Origin of the sequence: Actinomadura sp. 6K520 (assembly GCF_004349245.1) — a bacterium.
Lineage (GTDB): Bacteria > Actinomycetota > Actinomycetes > Streptosporangiales > Streptosporangiaceae > Spirillospora.
Genome location: NZ_SMLC01000079.1, coordinates 1 through 17,070, shown reverse-complemented (window position 1 = coordinate 17,070; position 17,070 = coordinate 1). Strand labels below are relative to the sequence as shown.

Here is a 17,070-nt window from a genome sequence, read left to right as displayed (position 1 = left end):
ACGCTAGAAACCATGATCAGCGAAAGGAATGGCCGAATCCTGGCATTCCTCCTCGTTCACCTCTAGCTTGAAAGGCAATCCACGGGAAGGGCCTTTCAGATGGTTCGAGAGCTCGACGAGACCGACTGGCGGATCATCGGCGAACTCCAGCGGGACGGGCGCCTGTCGTTCAACGGGCTGGCGCGGCGGGTCAGCCTGTCCGCCCCGGCCGTCGCCGAGCGCGTGCGCCGCCTGGAGGAGTCCGGTGTGATCACCGGTTACGGGGCGCGGATCGATCCGGCGCGGGTGGGGCAGCCGCTGACGGCCTTCGTGCAGATGCGCTGCGCCCTCGGCCGCTGCCTGCTGAAGACGACCGAGGCCGAGGACCTGCCGGAGGTCACCGAGGTCCACAAGCTCAGCGGCAACTGGTGCTCGATGCTGAAGGTGCGGGTGGCGTCGATGCCGCATCTGGAGGGGCTGCTCGAACGGCTCGGCGAGCACGGCGAGCTGAACTCGCACATCGTCCTGTCGACCGCCTTCGACGGCCGTCCCGTCGAGCCGCCCGTGCCCGGCTCCCGCACGGTCACCGCCTCCGCGGGCTGGACGCGCGGCGGGGCGCGGCCGTCCTGACGATGCGGACGGGCCTTCGCCCGGCGGGGGCGATGCAGTATGTTCGGGGCCCCGGGTCCCGCCCCGGCCCCGCGGTACGCCGCGGGGGCAGGGCGAACCTAAAGATCTTGAAGCGGCGGCGCGGACGCCCGATTGATGATTGAATCGTATTCTATGTGGCACTCGTCACAACGTTCTGCTCCGTGGCGGCGGTCGTATCAGCCCGGTGTGCCCGGCGATCTCCACATCCCCGACATCCCGGTCACGCAACTGCTCGACGATGCCGCGGAACGGTATCCGCGCCGGCCGGCGCTGATCTTCTTCGGCCGGGAGATCTGCTACCGGGACCTGCGCGAGGCCGTGGACAGGTTCGCCGACGGCCTCCACCGGCTCGGTGTCCAGCCCGGCGACCGGGTCGCGCTGATCCTCCCGAACTGCCCGCAGCAGGTCATCGCGTTCTTCGGCGTCCTCCGCCGCGGCGCGATCGTGGTGCAGCACAACCCGCTGTACACCGAGGAGGAGATGCTGCATCAGCTCGCGGACTGCGGCGCGCGGGTCGCCGTCGTGCTGGATCGTTCCTACGCGACGGTGAAGGCCGTCGAGTCCAGGCTGCCGCTCGAACACGTCGTGGTGACGTCGCTGATCGACTACCTCCCCGCGTCCCGGAAGATCGCGCTGCGGCTGCCGCTGGTGCAGATGCAGCGGCGGCGCGCGGCCATCACCGCGGACGTCCCCCCGGACCCGCACGTCGTCCCGTTCAAGGAGCTGCAGCGGGCCCCCGGGCGGCGGGTGACCCAGCTGCCGCTCGAACCGTCCCGGCACCTGGCGGCCATCCAGTACACCGGCGGGACGGAGGGGCGCCCCAAGGGCGCGATGCTGACGCACCGCAACCTCATCGCCAACGCCTGCCAGCAGCACGCGTGGGACGTCGGCGGACGGCCCGGCGCGGACGTGACGCTGGCGGTGCTGCCGCTGTTCCACTCGTTCGGGCTGATGAGCTGCCTCGTCGCGCCGATGATGACGGGCGGGGCGGTGGTGCTGCTCCCCCGCTACGACGGCGACCGGGTGCTCACCGCGATCCGCAGGTACCGGCCGACGATCTTCCCCGGCGTCCCGACCCTGTACGAGAAGGTCCTGGACAGCCCGCGCTTCCAGCCGTCCGACCTGCAGTCCCTGCGCGTCTACATCTCGGGCGCGATGGGGCTGGGGCAGGGCACCATCGACCGGCTCGGCCGGCTGGGCGCCCGCGGGCTGATCAACTGCTACGGGCTCACCGAGGCGTCCCCGGCCGTCGCCGGCAACCCGCTGGACGGCCGGGCCCGGAACCTGACCGTCGGCCTGCCGCTGCCCATGACCGACGTCGTCATCGTCGACCCGGAGGAGCCGACGAAGGTCCTGCCGCCCGGCGAGCCCGGTGAACTCGTCGTGCGGGGGCCGCAGGTGTTCGTCGGCTACTGGAACGCGCCGCTCGCGACCGCGCAGGCCCTCTCGAAGGGCTGGCTGCGCACGGGTGACATCGCCGTGATGGACGAGCAGGGTTTCATCACCATCCTGGAACGCCTGCGCGACATGATCAAGGTCAGCGGGTTCACGGTCTCCCCGAGCGAGGTGGAGAAGGTCCTGCGGCGCCATCCCGCCGTCCACGACTGCGCCGTCGTCAGCGTGCCGGACCCCCGGCGCGGGGAGCGCATCATCGCGTACGTGGTGGAGCACCCCGCCTACCCGTTCTCGGCGGACGAGCTGCGGCGGCACTGCAAGCGCTACCTGTCGCACTACAAGGTGCCGGACGAGTTCCGCCCGCGCACGGATCTGCCCCGCAGCCTCGTCGGCAAGGTCGTCCGGCAGCGGCTCCGCGACGAGAGCCTCGGCTCCTCCGCGCAGGCGACGTAGCCGGGCGCCGCCCGCGCCGGGTGTTTACTGGGCGGGTGCACATCCAGACCGTCCAGCCGGAGCTGTTCGCCCGGCTCGTCGAGATCGGGCGCGGCGCGGCCGGCGCCGCACCGTCCCCGCCTCCCGCCGAGGGGGCGGCCGCGGAGGGGGTGACGCTGTACGACCGGCACGGTGTGCTGGTGGTCCGCGTCGGGGACGTGGTGGTGAAGGCGCACCAGGCCGACCGCGACCACGGGCCGCGCTTCCTGGAGCGGATACGGCTGGCGGGCACCCTGCCGCGCGTCGTGATCGGGCCGCTGGGGCGTCCGCTGAGCGTGGACGGCCGGACGGTCACGGTCTCCCCGTTCGGTGAGCCGGTGGACCCGCGGGGAGACCTCCCCTGGGAGGCGGGGGCACGCCTCCTGGCGGTGCTTCACTCGGCGGCGGTTCCGTCCGGCGCGCCGTCCTGGGGACGTCCCGCCCGCGTGGCGCGCCTGGTCTCGCGGCTGGGCGACGGGCCCGCCGAGGACGCGGTGCGCCGGGCGTTCGCGACCCTCCCCGCCTGGATACGCGGGGAGTGCGCGGAGCCGCCCGGTACGGCGGAACGCCTCATCCACGGGGACTGGCATCTCGGCCAGATGGTCCGCGCCGCGGACGGGCGGTGGCGGCTCATCGACATCGAGGACCTCGGCAGAGGCGACCCCGCCTGGGACCTGGCCCGGCCCGCGGCGCTCTACTCCGCGGGCGTCCTGCCGCCGGAGGACTGGAGCCGTTTCCTGGGCGCGTACCAGGCGGCGGGCGGCCCGGCCGTGCCGGCCTGCGGCGATCCATGGGGGAATCTGGACATACCGGCGCGAAGTCTTGCGATCCAGATAGCCGCCACGTGCGTCATATCCGCCAGAAGGGAAGATCGGCCGCTCGACGAAGCGGAGCAGGCGGTGGTCGACGCCTGCGCGAGAATATCCGCGGCGGGGGACACGGCATGACGTGGCGCGAAACCTGCCCTACATTTAGCCTCTACCTGGGGATCCATACCGGAAGGATGACAAGGCGATGCACTGCCCAAAGTGTCGTGGCGTGATGCGGACCTACACCCGCAGCGGCGTCCACATCGAACAATGTGACAGCTGCCGGGGGATCTTCCTCGACTACGGCGAGCTCGAGGCCCTGGCCCAGATGGAGTCGCAGTACCGGGCGGCGCCGCCGCCCGCCGCGGCACCGGGATGGGGCGCGGGCGCCCCCACTCCGGCGGTGCACCACCATCACCACGGGGGGCACCATGGCCACCGCCGTCAGCCGGGCGTGTTCCACATGCTCTTCTCGACCTGAGCCGCTTTTCTGAGCCGCTTCGCTGAGCCGGCCGGGCAACGGCCCTGCGCGGCCCGCCCCCTCGGGAGTCCCCAGGCGGCGGGCCGTATGCGTTGAGTCCTTCCGGAGGTCCGGGTCCTCAGAGGCGCGGGTCGACGGGCTCGGATTCCAGCGCGAGGACGGCGAAGACGGCCTGGTGGACCCGCCACAGGGGTTCACCGCCGGTGAGCCGGTCGAGCGCCTCGACGCCGAGCGCGTGCTCCCGCATCGCCAGCGACCGCTTGCGGCCGAGCGACCTGCCCCGCAGCCGTTCGAGGTTCGCGGGCTCGGCGTAGTCCGGGCCGTAGATGATGCGCAGGTACTCCGGGCCGCGGCACTTGACGCCGGGCTGGACCCGCCGGTCCTCCGGGAGCGGGCCCAGCGGCTTGACGACCATGCCTTCGCCGCCGCCGGCGGTGAGCTTCTCCCACCAGCCGGTGACGGCGGCCTCGGACTCGGCCGAGTGCAGGTCGGCGGTCATCGAGGCCGTCCGCCGCACGAGCCCGCTCGGGTCGTTGTCCGCCAGCCGCTCCGCCACGGCCATGTGCCACCCGTGGTCGCGCTCGGCGGCCCAGGAGCGGCCCTCCCCCGCGAGGATCTGGAACGGCGCGAGGCGCAGCCCGTTCAGGCCGTCCACCGGCCAGCAGTACCGCGCGTAGGCGTCGCGGAAGCGTGCCGCGTTCGCGGCGCGCCGGTCGATGCGCTCGCGGAGGTCCCCGAGGTCGAGGCCGCGTCCGTCCGCGCGCGCGAGGACACCGGACGCCATCGGCAGGGCCGCGCGGGCCGCGGCGCCGGTCGCCGCGTACTGCGTGCGGATGAGGTCCATGGCCTTGGCCGACCACGGCATCAGCTCGGCGTCGATGACGAGCCATCCGGTGTCCAGCTCGTCCCAGAGGCCGGCGGCGCCGATCGCCGCGCGGAGCCGGTCCAGCACCTCCGCCGTCCGGGACGGGTCGCGGAAGAAGGAGCGGCCCGTGCGGGTGTACAGGGCGCCGGTCGTCCCGTCCGGCACGCCGAACCGGCGGGCGGCCACCGACGCGTCGCGGCACACGACGGCCACGGCCCGCGAACCCATGTGCTTCTCCTCGCACACCACTCGGACGACGCCGCTGTCCCGGTACGCGGCGAGGGCCTCGGCCGGGTGCTCCAGGTATCCGGGCAGCGACGACGTGGCGGCGGGCGCCATGGTGGGCGGCAGGTAGACGAGCCAGCGCGGGTCCACGGCGAAGCGGCTCATCACCTCCAGCGCGGCCAGCGCGTTCTCCTCGCGGACGGCGACGCGGCCCATCAGCCGGGTCTCGACCCCCTGGTTGCCGAGCACGTCCTCGATGTTGAGGACGTCGTTCTCCCGGTGGTTGATGCCGGCCCCGGCCGGGGCGTCCAGCGGGCGCACCGGCTCGTACCAGACCTTCCGCGCGGGGACGGACACCAACTCCCGCTCGGGATAGCGCAGCGCGGTCAGCTTCCCGCCGAACACCACGCCGGTGTCCAGGCAGATCGTGTTGTTGACCCATTCCGCTTCTGGGACGGGCGTGTGCCCGTACACGACCATGGCCTTGCCCCGGTAGTCACGCGCCCACGGGTACCGGACGGGCAGCCCGTACTCGTCGGTCTCCCCTGTGGTCTCGCCATAGAGCGCGAACGACCGGACCCGTCCGGACGCACGACCGTGGTACGCCTCCTTCAGCCCGGCGTGGGCCACGACGAGGCGTCCGCCGTCCAGGACGTAGTGGCTGATCAGCCCGTCCATGAAGCGCAGCGCGCCGTCGCGGAAGTCCTCCGCCTCGGCGGAGAGCTGCTCCATCGACTCGGCGAGCCCGTGCGTGCGGCGCACCTTGCGTCCGCGGAGGGCGCGCACGAGCTTCGCCTCGTGGTTGCCGGAGACGCAGAGCGCGGCGCCGGCGGCGACCATGCCCATGACGAGGCGCAGCACGCCCGGCGAGTCGGGTCCGCGGTCGACGAGGTCCCCCACGAACACCGCGGTCCGCCCGCCGGGGTGGTTCGCCCCGGCGGCGCGTCCCGCCGCGTCCCGCTCGATCTCGTAGCCGAGGCCGGTGAGCAGGTCCTCCAGCTCCGCGCGGCAGCCGTGGACGTCGCCGACGATGTCGAACGGGCCGGTCAGCTCGCGCCGGTCGTTCCACGCCTTCTCGTAGGCGACGGTCGCGGCGTCGATCTCCGCGACGCCGCGCAGCACGTGGACGCGGCGGAACTCGCGCTCCAGCGTCCGCATCCCGCGCCGCAGCTCGCGCCGCTGCCGCGGGATGACGTGGGCGGGCATGTCCCGGTCCGGGCGGGCGGCGTTGCGTTCCGCGGCGACGCCCTCGGGGACGTCCAGCACGATCGCGACCGCCCGGACGTCGTGGTCCTTGGCGATCTGGAGCAGCGACTGCCGCGCCTTGCTCTGCACGTTGGTCGCGTCGACGACGGTGAGCAGGCCGCGCCGCAGCCGCTTGGCCACGATGTAGTGCAGCAGGTCGAACGCGTCCCCGGTCGCGGACTGGTCGTTCTCGTCGTCCGACACGACACCGCGGCAGTAGTCGGAGGACACCACCTGCGTGGGCTTGAAGTGCCTGCGCGCGAAGTGCGACTTGCCCGAGCCGGTCACGCCGACCAGCACGACGAGCCCCATGTCGGGAACGCGGATCTCGGTCATCGGGTGAACACCCCCAGCTGCGTCGGCGCGCCGACCTCGGGGTCGCCGGCGCCGACGGGAACATGGCGGACGCGGTAGCCGTGCGCGGCGGCGACGCGGTCGGCCCACGCGCGGAACTCGGCCCGCGTCCACTCGAACCGGTGGTCGGGGTGACGCATCGCCCCGTGCGCGAGCCCCTCGTACCGGACGTTGTACTCGGCGTTCGGGGTCGTCACCACCACCACGCGGGGCGAGGCGTGCCCGAACACGACCCGCTCCACCGCGCCGAGGCGCGGCGGGTCGATGTGCTCGACGACCTCCATCAGCACGGCCGCCTCGTAGCCGCGGAACCGCGCGTCGGCATAGGTGAGCGCGCCCTGGAAGACGTCCGTGACACGGTCGTTCTCGCGGCGCGGCCGCTTGTCCCAGCCGAGCCGCCGCCACGCGTGGCTCAGCGCCCGGTGCGAGACGTCGGCGCCGGAGATCTCACTGAAGAAGTCGTCCTTCGCCAGCCGGGAGATCAGTTTCCCGGAGCCGCACCCAAGGTCGATGACGCGCCGGGCGTTCTCGTCGCGCAGCGCTTGCACGACCGCTTGGAGACGGTGTTCGGCCAGCGAGACGGACTTCTCGTCCGCCTCCGGCGGCGGCTCCTCCTCCACCTCGGCGGGGTCGAGGGCCTCCTCGGTCGCGTCCTCGGCGTCGGCGAGGCGCCCCAGCGCGGTGCGCACCAGACCGCGCCGGTTGGCGAGGTAGCGGCGGGTGATGGCCGCGCGGTCGGGGTGGGAGGCCAGCCAGCCCTCCCCCGCCCGGATGAGTTTGTCCACCTCGTCGGGGGCCATCCAGTAGTGCTTGGCGTCGTCCAGGACGGGCAGCAGCACGTACAGCTGGTTCAGCGCGTCGGCAAGGCGCAGCGTCCCGGTGAGCGTGAGCGTCACGTACCGGGAGTCGCCCCACTCGGCGAACTCCGGATCGAGCGGGACGGGCACGGCCGACACCTCCCATCCCAGCGGCCCGAAGAACCGCCCGGCCTGCGCGGCCCCGCCGCGGCACGGAAGGGCCGGCAGGACGATCTCCAGCGGGATCGGTGTCTCCGCCAGTTCGGGGCGCGGGTCACATCGGCCGCGCATGGCAGTGCGGAACACGTTCGCCATCGCGGACGCCAGCAGCGACGAAGCCGCGTACGGGCGGTCGTTCACGTACTGGCCGAGGGAGAAGTCCGGGGTGCCTCTTCCGCGCGTGCGCACGAGCTTGACCGGATCGACGTCCAGCAGCAGTGCCGCCGTGCACTGCCCGTCGTCCGCGTCGGGGTAGAAGACGTGCGCCGTGCCGAAGGACTGCTCGAACCGCTGCACCCGGTCGGGGTGCTTGTGCAGGAGGAACCCCAGGTCCGTCGCCCGGCTCATCCGGGTGTTGATCGTCAGTAGCACCCCCCGAGTCTGGCGGACCGCGCCGGATCTCCCCATCCGTTTTCCGGCGGATCATTACGAAAACGGTTTGCGGCGCCATTCCAGGCGCCGAGACACTTTGTAGCGATATGAGCAGACATCCCCGTCGGATGACCGCGCAGGAGACCGTGGCCATCCTTGAACGCGGCGACTACCCGGCGCCCTCCGGACGCACCGTGTCGATCGCCGAGAGCCTGGCGCGAGCCGTGCAGGGCACCGTCCTGTACCGGCCGGACGAGCTGGACGACCTCCTGGAGCGCCTCCCCGCCGCCCCAGGGACGGACACGCGGATCGAGGTCACCGGCGAGACCACCCTCGCCGCGGCGCACCGGCTCCGCGCACCGGGAACGGTCCCGTTCGCGCTCAACTTCGCGTCCGCGAAGAACCCGGGCGGCGGGTTCCTGAACGGTGCGCACGCCCAGGAGGAAGGGCTGGCCCGCTCGTCCGGCCTGTACGAGTCGCTGCGCTCGGCCAGGGAGTACTACGACTTCCACCGCGCCCAGCGCGACCTCCTCTACAGCGACCACATGATCTACTCGCCGCACGTACCGGTGTTCCGCGACGACGCGGGGCGGCTGCTGGAGGAGCCGTACGAGGTCGCGTTCCTGACGTCCCCCGCGCCCAACCGCGGGGCGATCCGCGACGCCGCGCAGGCGGCGCGCATACCGGACGTGCTGAGCCTGCGCGCACGCAAGCTCCTCGCCGTCGCGCTGGCCAACGGCCATGGGCGGCTGGTCCTGGGCGCCTGGGGCTGCGGGGTCTTCCGCAACGACCCGGCGGAGGTGGCCGAGGTGTTCGCCGAGCAGCTGCGTCCGGGCGGGCGGTTCGCCGGCCGCTTCGAGCACGTCGTCTTCGCGGTCTGGGACACCGCCGAGGGCGCCCCCAGGCACGCGGCGTTCCAGCACGTGTTCGCCTAGCGGCGGAGCGCGGCGGCCCGCGGCGGGACGTTACCGCCGCGGGCCCGCACCCGCGTCAGACCTTCGCGAGGACCTCGGAGGCCAGCAGCTCCAGGTGGTCGAGGTCGTGCATGTCGAGGAGCTGCAGGTAGATGCGCTCGGCGCCGAGCTCGCCGAGCCGGCCGATCTTGTCGACCAGCTCGCCGGGCGTGCCCGCGAGGCCGTTCTCGCGCAGCTCCGGCACGTCCCGCCCGATGGCGTCGGCGCGGCGCCGCAGCTCGGCCTCGTCCCGGCCGCAGCAGACGACCTGCGCGGCGGAGCAGACCGGCGGCCTGGCCCGCCCGGCGTCGGCGCACGCCGCGCGGACCCGGTCGAACGCCTCGCCGGTCTCCCCCACCCGCTTGAACGGGACGTTGTACTCGTCGGCGTAGCGGGCGGCCAGCCGCGGCGTCCGCTTCGCGCCGAACCCGCCGAGGATGATCGGCGGGCCGCCCGCCTGGGCGGGCTTGGGCAGCGCCGGCGACTCGACGAGCGTGTAGTGCTCGCCGCTGAACGCGAACGTCTCCCCGGCGGGCGTCCTCCACAGCCCGTTGAGGATCCGGACCTGCTCCTCCAGCCGCTCGAACCGCTCCCCCAGGCTCGGGAAGGGAATGCCGTAGGCGGTGTGCTCCTGCTCGAACCAGCCCGTCCCGATGCCGAGGTCGACCCGTCCGCCGCTCATCTGGTCCACCTGCGCGACGGCGATCGCCAGCGGTCCCGGGTGGCGGAACGTCGCGGCCGTCACCAGCGTGCCGAGCCTGATGCGGCTGGTCTCCCGGGCGATCGCGCCCAGGGTGATCCAGGAGTCGGTCGGGCCGGGCTCGCCCGAGACGTCGCCCATCTTGACGAAGTGGTCCGAGCGGAAGAACGCGTCGAAGCCGAGGTCCTCCGTCGCCTTGGCGACCGCGAGCTGGGTCTCGTAACTCGCCCCCTGCTGGGGCTCGGTGAAGATCCGAAGTCTCATGGTCCCATCTTGCTACCCGCACGGATTCTGTGTCGTATTGCATCAGGTGCGAACACGACACAGTTGGCGTACGCCAACTAGATGATTGATTCCAAGGGCTGTTGTTGCGGTCAGTGATCGTAGGCGGTCAGGGAGCGGGCGACCGGCTGGCCGGTGGTGTCGTTGTGCCAGATCGCCGCGGTGAGGGCCAGAACCCGGCTGGCCACCCGGACGATGACGCCGGCTTCGGTCCGGCCGCCGTGTCGTTCCAGGTCCAACTGGCCTTTGAAGGTCTGGTTGATCGACTCGATGGTCTGTCGCAGCGGCTTGAACAGCTGGGTCGCCGTCCGTGGCGGTTCGCCTTTGCGGGCTGGGCGCAGCAGGCGCAGGTCGCCCTCGGCCAGGGCGTGCTCGAATGCGCGGCCGTAGTAATGGCGGTCACCGATGATCGTCTGCCCGGGGTGGCGGGCGGCCAGATCGGGATCGGTGTCCAGCATGTCCAGCAAGGTGGTGCGCTCGTCGGCCTTGGCCCCGGTCAACGCGAACGCGACCGGCAGGCCGCCCAGCGTGCACAGCAGGTGCAGCCGCAGCCCCCAGAAGAACCTCGAATGCGAGGCGCAGTATCCGTACTCGGCCCAGCCGGCCAGTTGCGAACGGCGCGCGGTCTCCCGGGACCGGCCGCACTCCACCGGTGTCGAATCGACCACCCACACATCATCACTCCACAGCGAGGTGTCCCGGCCCAGCACCTGGATTATGTGTACGACCAGGCCCGAAGCGGCACGCAGCCGCTTGTTGTACCCCGGCTGCCCGGGCAGGTAGGGGAACATCCCCGACAACTCGCTGCGCGCATGACGCAGCCACCGCCGCTCGGAGGTGAAGCCCAGCAGCACCGACATCACCGCCAGCGTCACCAGTTCGGCGTCGCCGAGCTTGGGTGCGATCCCCACCCGGGGACGCCACGGCACCAACTCCGGGAACGCCTTCAGCCAGTCGTCGATCTTCACATAGAGTGCGGTCGCGAGGGTGTTCAGGTTGTTCGTCACACAACGATCTTGGACACCCTCGCTTCATGTCCGCAGACGATCCCTTGGAATCAATCATCTAGTAGGGCCTGCGGAACCGCGGGTACGCGGCTGATCGAGTTCACCAAACCCGCCCCACGCGCCTGGCCAGGGTGCTTCACTACCGTTCGCATCAGATGCGATTTTTTCGCATCCAACGGGATGGCGTCGGGAGGGGTGCCGTGGGCGCTGACGGACTTGCGCCGGGCTCGGCCAAGCTGCACCTGGTCGACGGGATCGCGCTGCTGCGACCCGACGAGCAAGCCTTCGCCGGGATGCTCGACGGCTGGCGCAATCAGCAGCTCGCGCGCCGCCTGGCGTTCTCCACCGTCGAGTCGCGGCAACGGATGGTCCGCGCGTTCACCGAGCACGCCGACGCGTTCCCGTGGGACTGGACACCGCAGATGGTCGACGACTGGATGACCGACCTGCGCGCCGTCCGGAACCTGCGCGCCTCGACGCTGCGCAGCTACCAGCTCGCGGTGAAGCTGTTCTGCTCCTACATCACCGATCCGGCCTACGGCTGGCCCGCCGAGTGCGAGCTGCACTTCGGCACCCACCCGGTCCAGGTGGTGCACGAGTGGAACGCCGCCGTCCACGTCCAGGACGCCGAGGGAGACCCGACCCGCCGCGCGTTCACCCGCGACGAGCTGCAGGCGTTCTTCGACCACGCCGACGAGCAGGTCGCCCGGATCCGCGGGGCCGGCCGCAAGGGCTGGCTGCCCGCCTTCCGCGACGCCGCGCTGTTCAAGGTCGCCTACGCCTACGGGCTGCGCCGCAATGAGGTCCGGATGCTGGACGTCGCCGACTTCGGCCGCAACGCACACGCGGCCGAGTTCGGCGAGCACGGCGTCTGCTACATCCGCTACGGCAAGGCGCTCAAGGGCTCACCGCCCAAGCCGCGCAGCGTGCTCACCGTCTTCGACTGGGCGGTGGACGTCCTGGTCGAGTGGACCGACCACGTTCGGCCCCTGCTCGGCCGCGACGACAGCCCCGCGCTCTGGCCGACCGAGCGTTCCGACCGCCTCAGCCTCGCGCCGATCGACCACCGCTTCGCCACCTACCGCGACGCCCTCGGCCTGACCGGCGGCCTGGACTTCCACTCGCTGCGCCGCTCCTACATCACCCACCTGATCGAAGACGGCTGGGACCCGTTCTTCGTCCAGCAGCAGGCCGGCCACGAGCATGCGTCAACGACGTCGATCTACACCTGCGTGTCCTCGAACTTCCGGGTCCGCACCCTGCGCAACGCCTTGGACGCGACGATCAGCGCCGCCCTGGCTCCCTCGGCGGGCCGGGCGGCCGGAAAGGCAGGGACGCGATGAAGCGCAACGTCGGCTACACCTGGCGGCTCCGCGAGATCATGGCCCAGCACGGCATGTTCCGCGTCAACGACCTGATCCCGCACCTGGTCGACCGCGGTATCAACCTGTCGTCCTCCCAGGTCCACCGCCTGGTCACCGGGACCCCTGAGCGGCTGTCGCTGCCGGTGCTGGCCGCGCTCTGCGACATCTTCGACCTCACCCCCGCCGACCTGATCGTCACCACCGCCGAGAACGTCGTCCGCAAGACCGCCACCGGCGACGGCGGTCCGGTCGTCGACCTGGCCGGCATGCGGCCCACCCGAGCCCGGATCCGCCCCGAGAAATGAGCGTCGCCCCCTCGCCGGCTCCGCCCGCGCCCGGCGGCGACCTGGACTACGAGGACGCGCTCGCCATGTCGCTGGCAGTGCCCTCCGCCCAAGCCCTCGCCAGCGACGACGCCTTCCTGGAATGGGAGCGCCAGCACGCGCTCCAGTGGACCTACGACCGCCACGAACTCGACGAGGTCGTCCGCGAGCTCCTCGACGACGGCAGCGGCCTCCCGCACCCCAAGCTCACCCGGCTCTGGCTCAACCTGGTCACCATGCCCAACCCCGTCCGCGGCCTGGTCTGGATCCGCAACAACCCGCGCGTCCCGGAGTATCTGCGCGGCCTGGCCGACGGCACGATCCCGCTCACCCACGAGGGCCTGCACGAGCTGGAGAGCTGGCGCACCGCCGCACACCTGCGCGACCTGCTCATGGACGCCGGCGCGCTCCCCAGGATCGACCGTCAGATCATGCTGTTCGAACGCTGGTATCGACAGCGGCTCACCCAGATCGACGACCCCGAGCACGCCCAACTCCTCCGCCAGTTCACCACCTGGCGACTCTTCCCCAAACTCCGCGCCAAGGCCGCGCGCGAACCGCTCACCAGCGGCTCACGCAATACCGCCGCCGGACGCTTCAACATCGCCGCGGTCTTCCTCACCTGGCTCGACGACCGCGGCCGCCGCCTCGACCAGACCACCCAGACCGACGTCGACCTCTGGCACGCCCGACACCGCGATCCCAAGCGACTCGACGCCTTCCTCAACTGGGCGATGGACGGCCGCCACATGCCGCGCCTGCAACTGCCCGCCCCCGCCCGCAACGACCGCGCTCCGATCAGCCAGGACCGCCGCCTGGCCCTGCTGAGACGCTTCCTCACCGACGAGGACATCCTCCTGCGAACCCGCGTCGCTGCCTGCCTCGTGCTGCTCTATGCCCAACCCGTCAGCCGGCTCGCCCGACTGACGATCCGGGACGTCCTCCAACACCACGGACGGGTGTCGCTTCGGCTCGGCGACCCACCCACCCCGGTGCCTGAACCGTTCGCCACGATGCTCACCACACTCGTCGCCGACCGCGCCAACATGAACACCGCCGCCAACCCCGACAGCGACTGGCTGTTCCCCGGCGGCCGCGCCGGACAACCGCTCTCCCCGGGCGCCTTCCTGCAGCAGCTACGCGCACTCGGACTACCGACCACTCAGACCCGCACCGCCGCCTTCCAGCAGCTCGTCCTCCAAGCCCCCGCGCCCGTCGTCGCCCAAGCACTCGGCTACCACCACAACACCGCCACCAAGCACCGCACCGCCGCCGGCGGAACCTGGAACCGCTACCCGACCACCCGCGAAGGGACAGCTAGATGGCCTTGATCACCCGCCACGGTCCGGCGTGGACCCGCATCGATTACCACCAGTTCTTCCTCATGGAGCCGGAGCACCAGGATTTCGTGCCCGAGGAGGCCGGACAGCTCATCTCTCCCACCGGTGAAGCGGTCATCGTGCACACCGGAATCGCCAACGGCAACGTCGCGGTGCACATCGAGATCCACGACCACGAGCCGCCCTTGGACGATGCGGACTGGGAGGAAGTCGCCGAGGCCAGCATGCAGGTGGAGGAAGGCGCACTCATGGTGCGCTGTCTCACGGAAGATCCGCCGGACCTGCCGGTACTCACTCCTGCAGGACCAGGGCTTTACCGGGTCCGCGCACACGCTCGCGGCCGCGACACCGCATACGACGGATGCGACCCGCGTTCACAAGAGGTCTATCTCTTCCAGATCTGGTCAGCGCCCTACCTGCCGCTCCACGTGCTCAAACAAACTGACCTGTGCGGCAAAGGCCTGCGCCGCCCCTCACACCCCGCTGAGGAATAGCTCTACCCCCCGCAGCGCCCGCGTTCCCGGCTTCGACCGACGCGGACCCCACCGCCGACCGCCCAGCGACGACGCCCCGCGGCACGCCAACCCGAACACGACACACTCGAATACGACAGGCTGCCGGTCCAGCGCAGGATGTCGGACCTCTGCGCCACAATCGGCGGCCTATGGACACTAATGAATGGGCGAACGTCCGTTGGGACGACCTCGCGCAAGTCCGTGCACGTCTCGAAGCGGGTGCCGATCCGGACGTCGTCATATTCGGATACCAGCGCCCGTTGGATTTCGCCGCGGAGAGCGGCACGCAGGAGGTTGTCGCGGAGCTGGCCAGGCACGTCAGGGACGTGGACGCCCAACACCTGGGCCAGAGCGCCCTGTGGAGGGCCGTTTTCGAGAACCGTCCCGACAACGCCCGCGCTCTGGTCGAAGCCGGTGCCGCCCCGTGGCGTCCCGTGATGGCCGGTTGGTCTCCCGGTCGGCTCTCCCTGGCCGGCCCGCACCCGGACCTGTTCGCACCGGCCCGCGCCGAACTTTCGGCCGCCGAAGCTGCAGCGGCCGCAGAAGCCCCCCGCCTGATCCAGGCATTGGGCGACCTCGATCACGACGGTTCCAGCCTGGCCTGTGTCGCTGGCATCACCGCGGCCGAGGCCGCCCGGCGTCTGCAGGCCCCGATCGTCCAAGCACCGACGCAGGACGAGGAGGACGGCCTCTTCGATGACGCCGATAAGTCCATCGTCGGTGCGACCGACGTGCCGGGTGGGTGCGTCATCGTCCAACCGTGGGCCTACGGGGCATCGATGCCCGGCATGACCAAGGCCCTTTCGGCAGGAACGGTGTGCTACGCCATGTACGCCAACCCCAAGAGCGGAAACCAGGGAAGCATCGGCCGAGACGGCGTCTTGGAAGGGTGGGACCTGCATCCCGGAGGATGGGCCGGTGCCAACCACACGGCCGATGAGGTCCTTCTCGCCTACCTCTACCTCCACAAGGCCGTGGCGTTCTGCTTCGCCTATGCAGGGCTGCGACCGACCGACACACGGTCGATCACCGGCCCATTCGACATGTGGCTCGAACTTCCCGACCGCGACTGGTGGCACTAACCAGGCCCCGCCCGACCGCGACCAACACGCCACAATCCACCGTCGGCCGCGGGAAAGAAGACGACACCCGACCCGCCGACCGAATACGACACGGTTGAATACGACAGGGCACCGGTCCTCTGTGTCGAAGTCCAGCTCATCGCAGACGAACCTGTGAGAATCGCCGCTGAGTCCCTGAGTGGTCATGCACGCAGGGCCGCAGACATCTCCGATCATGGCTACCTCTGCGTCAGAACTGGACTCCTCCAGGCAGCCCGACAGGAACCTCGGTATCGGGAACCTGCCGGAGACCGCTCCTCCGCGCCCCGAAGGAGATGGGTTCACAAGCTGAATACGACACAGTCAAATTCAGCAGGGTGCCGGTCGTCCTCGCTCCTCGCGCCCGTTCTCGCTCCGGCCCAGATTTCTCGATGAGGCGTGAGTCATGCGGGTGGGGTGTGTTTGAGGGGGCGGCGCAGTGTCCAGGCTTGGCGGGGTGTGCCGTACAGGATGGACCGTACGTGCGCGGCCCGCGCCCGGCGGGTGGGCAGCTCAGTGAGCAGGCTCAGCCATTCCTCGCTGTAGCGGGCCCGGTCGCCGGCGGGCAGCAGCGTGCATCCAGCGGCCAGCAGCCGCCGCGTCACCGCTCCCGGTGGCCGCGCCGCACCGGTCCTCGCGCCAAGCTGTGGCCGGTCGCCAGCCAGCGCGCTTAAGATCCGCTCGGCCTCTAGCAGAGCCTGCACCGCCGCATCTGCCGCCGTCCGCACCGCGCCCGCCGCGCCCGCCGCGTACACCACGTCCGCCGCGTCCGCGTGCACCGCCGCCCGCACCGCGTCCACCGCGTCCGCCGCGTCCGCCGCGTACACCACGCCCGCCGCGTCCGCGTGCACCGCCGCCCGCACCGCGTCCACCGCGTCCGCCGCCGCCCGCACCGCGTCCGCCGCGTAACTCGACGCGCCCACCACGCCCGCCGCATCCTCCGACGCGCCCAACGCGTCCGCCGCGTCCGCAGCGCGCGCCGCCGCATCCGCCGCATCCACCGCATCCGCAGCGCGTGCTGCGTGGTGCGTGGCGATCGCGGCGGGGCACACGTGGGTGGCGAGGTAGGTGTACGCGGCCTGCAGCGCGTCGCGTTGGGCGCGTGCCTCGTCCAGGTCGGTCCCGCAGGCGACGCAGAGCTGGTCGCGGAAACGGTCCGGATGACCGCACGACGGGCAGGAGCCGTAGCCGAGGTGAGCGGGGGATGCGGGACGGGTCATGAGCTGGCTCCGGGGGCGTGCGGACGCAGGGCGTCCCAGGGCTTGGGGGCGGTGGCACGGCTGGCGTGGGCCTTGGCCAGGGCGAGCCGGGCGTTCTCGGCACCGTCCTGGGTGAGCTGGTAGTAGCGGCGACGGGGACGGCCGAGGGCGTCGGCGTCGCGCTGCTCGTCGGGGTCCTCCCAGCGGGAGCTGATCCACCCGGCCTGCTCCAGCCGGGTGATGATCGGGTACACCGTCCCGGTGGGCAGTTCGGTCGCCTGCACCATCTCCAGCCCGTACCACTCGCGGCCCGGCTCCAGCAGCGCCTGGCGCAGCACCATCTGGGTCTGCATCGTCATCCGCGGCCCCCGGCTCACCGCGCCCGCCTCCCACCGTTGCGCACCGCCAGCAGCAGCCCCGCAAC

General features: G+C 71.4%; 16 protein-coding genes. 10 read left to right on the top strand and 6 right to left on the bottom strand.

The window, feature by feature from the left end:
• Positions 1-99 precede the first annotated feature (99 nt).
• The 4 genes from E1289_RS21040 (at position 100) to E1289_RS21025 (ending at position 3,786) form a co-directional block, all read left to right on the top strand.
• Positions 100-609, top strand: coding sequence for an Lrp/AsnC family transcriptional regulator (locus E1289_RS21040; protein WP_131982727.1), 510 nt, complete (start codon positions 100-102; stop codon positions 607-609).
• Between the two features lie 207 nt (positions 610-816).
• Positions 817-2,478 carry an AMP-binding protein gene (locus E1289_RS21035; protein WP_243713014.1) on the top strand — a complete coding sequence of 554 codons (1,662 nt, stop codon included), beginning with the start codon at positions 817-819 and terminating at the stop codon, positions 2,476-2,478.
• Between the two features lie 35 nt (positions 2,479-2,513).
• Positions 2,514-3,443 carry an aminoglycoside phosphotransferase family protein gene (locus tag E1289_RS21030; protein WP_243713012.1) on the top strand — a complete coding sequence of 310 codons (930 nt, stop codon included), beginning with the start codon at positions 2,514-2,516 and terminating at the stop codon, positions 3,441-3,443.
• Between the two features lie 67 nt (positions 3,444-3,510).
• A complete protein-coding gene (locus E1289_RS21025; protein ID WP_131982723.1) occupies positions 3,511-3,786 on the top strand; it encodes a zf-TFIIB domain-containing protein in 276 nt (91 codons plus the stop codon).
• Between the two features lie 118 nt (positions 3,787-3,904).
• Here E1289_RS21025 and E1289_RS21020 read toward each other — a convergent pair whose 3' ends face one another.
• Together E1289_RS21020 and E1289_RS21015 are read right to left on the bottom strand one after the other, a co-directional pair.
• Positions 3,905-6,457, bottom strand: a complete 2,553-nt coding sequence (locus tag E1289_RS21020; protein ID WP_131982721.1) for a polynucleotide kinase-phosphatase — start codon at positions 6,455-6,457, stop codon at positions 3,905-3,907.
• Positions 6,454-7,863 (bottom strand): 3' terminal RNA ribose 2'-O-methyltransferase Hen1, encoded by a 1,410-nt coding sequence (locus tag E1289_RS21015; RefSeq protein ID WP_131982719.1) that lies wholly within the window; start codon positions 7,861-7,863, stop codon positions 6,454-6,456. Before E1289_RS21015 ends, E1289_RS21020 begins: the two co-directional genes overlap by 4 nt.
• Positions 7,864-7,991: 128 nt before the next feature.
• Between E1289_RS21015 and E1289_RS21010 the strand changes: the two genes are divergently transcribed.
• Entirely contained in the window at positions 7,992-8,798 is an 807-nt protein-coding gene (locus E1289_RS21010) for a TIGR02452 family protein (protein ID WP_243713007.1), read from the top strand.
• A gap of 55 nt (positions 8,799-8,853) precedes the next feature.
• Here E1289_RS21010 and E1289_RS21005 read toward each other — a convergent pair whose 3' ends face one another.
• Entirely contained in the window at positions 8,854-9,780 is a 927-nt protein-coding gene (locus tag E1289_RS21005; RefSeq protein ID WP_131982715.1) for an LLM class F420-dependent oxidoreductase, read from the bottom strand.
• Positions 9,781-9,890: 110 nt separating this feature from the next.
• Positions 9,891-10,805 (bottom strand): IS982 family transposase, encoded by a 915-nt coding sequence (locus E1289_RS21000; protein ID WP_131982713.1) that lies wholly within the window; start codon positions 10,803-10,805, stop codon positions 9,891-9,893.
• Positions 10,806-11,005: 200 nt separating this feature from the next.
• On the opposite strand from E1289_RS21000, the gene E1289_RS20995 reads away from it, so the two are divergent.
• The 5 genes from E1289_RS20995 (at position 11,006) to E1289_RS20975 (ending at position 15,429) form a co-directional block, all read left to right on the top strand.
• Entirely contained in the window at positions 11,006-12,148 is a 1,143-nt protein-coding gene (locus E1289_RS20995; RefSeq protein ID WP_243713005.1) for a site-specific integrase, read from the top strand.
• Complete coding sequence (locus E1289_RS20990; RefSeq protein WP_131982709.1) at positions 12,145-12,474, top strand: helix-turn-helix transcriptional regulator; 330 nt, start codon at positions 12,145-12,147, stop codon at positions 12,472-12,474. The genes E1289_RS20995 and E1289_RS20990 overlap by 4 nt, the downstream gene beginning before the upstream one ends.
• The gene (locus E1289_RS20985; protein ID WP_207929067.1) at positions 12,471-13,823 is read left to right on the top strand and encodes a hypothetical protein; all 1,353 of its coding nucleotides are present in this window, start codon (positions 12,471-12,473) and stop codon (positions 13,821-13,823) included. The genes E1289_RS20990 and E1289_RS20985 overlap by 4 nt, the downstream gene beginning before the upstream one ends.
• Positions 13,814-14,326, top strand: a complete 513-nt coding sequence (locus E1289_RS20980) for a hypothetical protein (protein ID WP_131982707.1) — start codon at positions 13,814-13,816, stop codon at positions 14,324-14,326. The genes E1289_RS20985 and E1289_RS20980 overlap by 10 nt, the downstream gene beginning before the upstream one ends.
• A gap of 170 nt (positions 14,327-14,496) precedes the next feature.
• A complete protein-coding gene (locus tag E1289_RS20975; protein ID WP_131982705.1) occupies positions 14,497-15,429 on the top strand; it encodes an ankyrin repeat domain-containing protein in 933 nt (310 codons plus the stop codon).
• A 422-nt stretch (positions 15,430-15,851) separates the two neighbouring features.
• Here the strand turns inward: E1289_RS20975 and E1289_RS20970 are convergent, their stop codons facing one another.
• Positions 15,852-16,667, bottom strand: a complete 816-nt coding sequence (locus tag E1289_RS20970; RefSeq protein WP_131982703.1) for a zinc ribbon domain-containing protein — start codon at positions 16,665-16,667, stop codon at positions 15,852-15,854.
• Positions 16,664-17,070, bottom strand: a 407-nt coding sequence (locus E1289_RS20965) for a helix-turn-helix transcriptional regulator (RefSeq protein WP_243713003.1), incomplete at its 5' end; no start/stop codon positions are given. The genes E1289_RS20970 and E1289_RS20965, both read right to left, overlap by 4 nt.

What these genes read in the sequence shown, in the direction of transcription:
- E1289_RS20980 (WP_131982707.1), top strand. Translation starts at nt 13,814, where the DNA reads ATGGCCTTGATCACCCGCCACGGTCCGGCGTGGACCCGCATCGATTAC.
- E1289_RS21005 (WP_131982715.1), bottom strand. Translation starts at nt 9,780, where the DNA reads ATGAGACTTCGGATCTTCACCGAGCCCCAGCAGGGGGCGAGTTACGAG.
- E1289_RS21020 (WP_131982721.1), bottom strand. Translation starts at nt 6,457, where the DNA reads ATGACCGAGATCCGCGTTCCCGACATGGGGCTCGTCGTGCTGGTCGGC.
- E1289_RS20970 (WP_131982703.1), bottom strand. Translation starts at nt 16,667, where the DNA reads ATGACCCGTCCCGCATCCCCCGCTCACCTCGGCTACGGCTCCTGCCCG.
- E1289_RS20990 (WP_131982709.1), top strand. Translation starts at nt 12,145, where the DNA reads ATGAAGCGCAACGTCGGCTACACCTGGCGGCTCCGCGAGATCATGGCC.
- E1289_RS21040 (WP_131982727.1), top strand. Translation starts at nt 100, where the DNA reads ATGGTTCGAGAGCTCGACGAGACCGACTGGCGGATCATCGGCGAACTC.
- E1289_RS20975 (WP_131982705.1), top strand. Translation starts at nt 14,497, where the DNA reads ATGGACACTAATGAATGGGCGAACGTCCGTTGGGACGACCTCGCGCAA.
- E1289_RS21010 (WP_243713007.1), top strand. Translation starts at nt 7,992, where the DNA reads ATGACCGCGCAGGAGACCGTGGCCATCCTTGAACGCGGCGACTACCCG.
- E1289_RS20985 (WP_207929067.1), top strand. Translation starts at nt 12,471, where the DNA reads ATGAGCGTCGCCCCCTCGCCGGCTCCGCCCGCGCCCGGCGGCGACCTG.
- E1289_RS21025 (WP_131982723.1), top strand. Translation starts at nt 3,511, where the DNA reads ATGCACTGCCCAAAGTGTCGTGGCGTGATGCGGACCTACACCCGCAGC.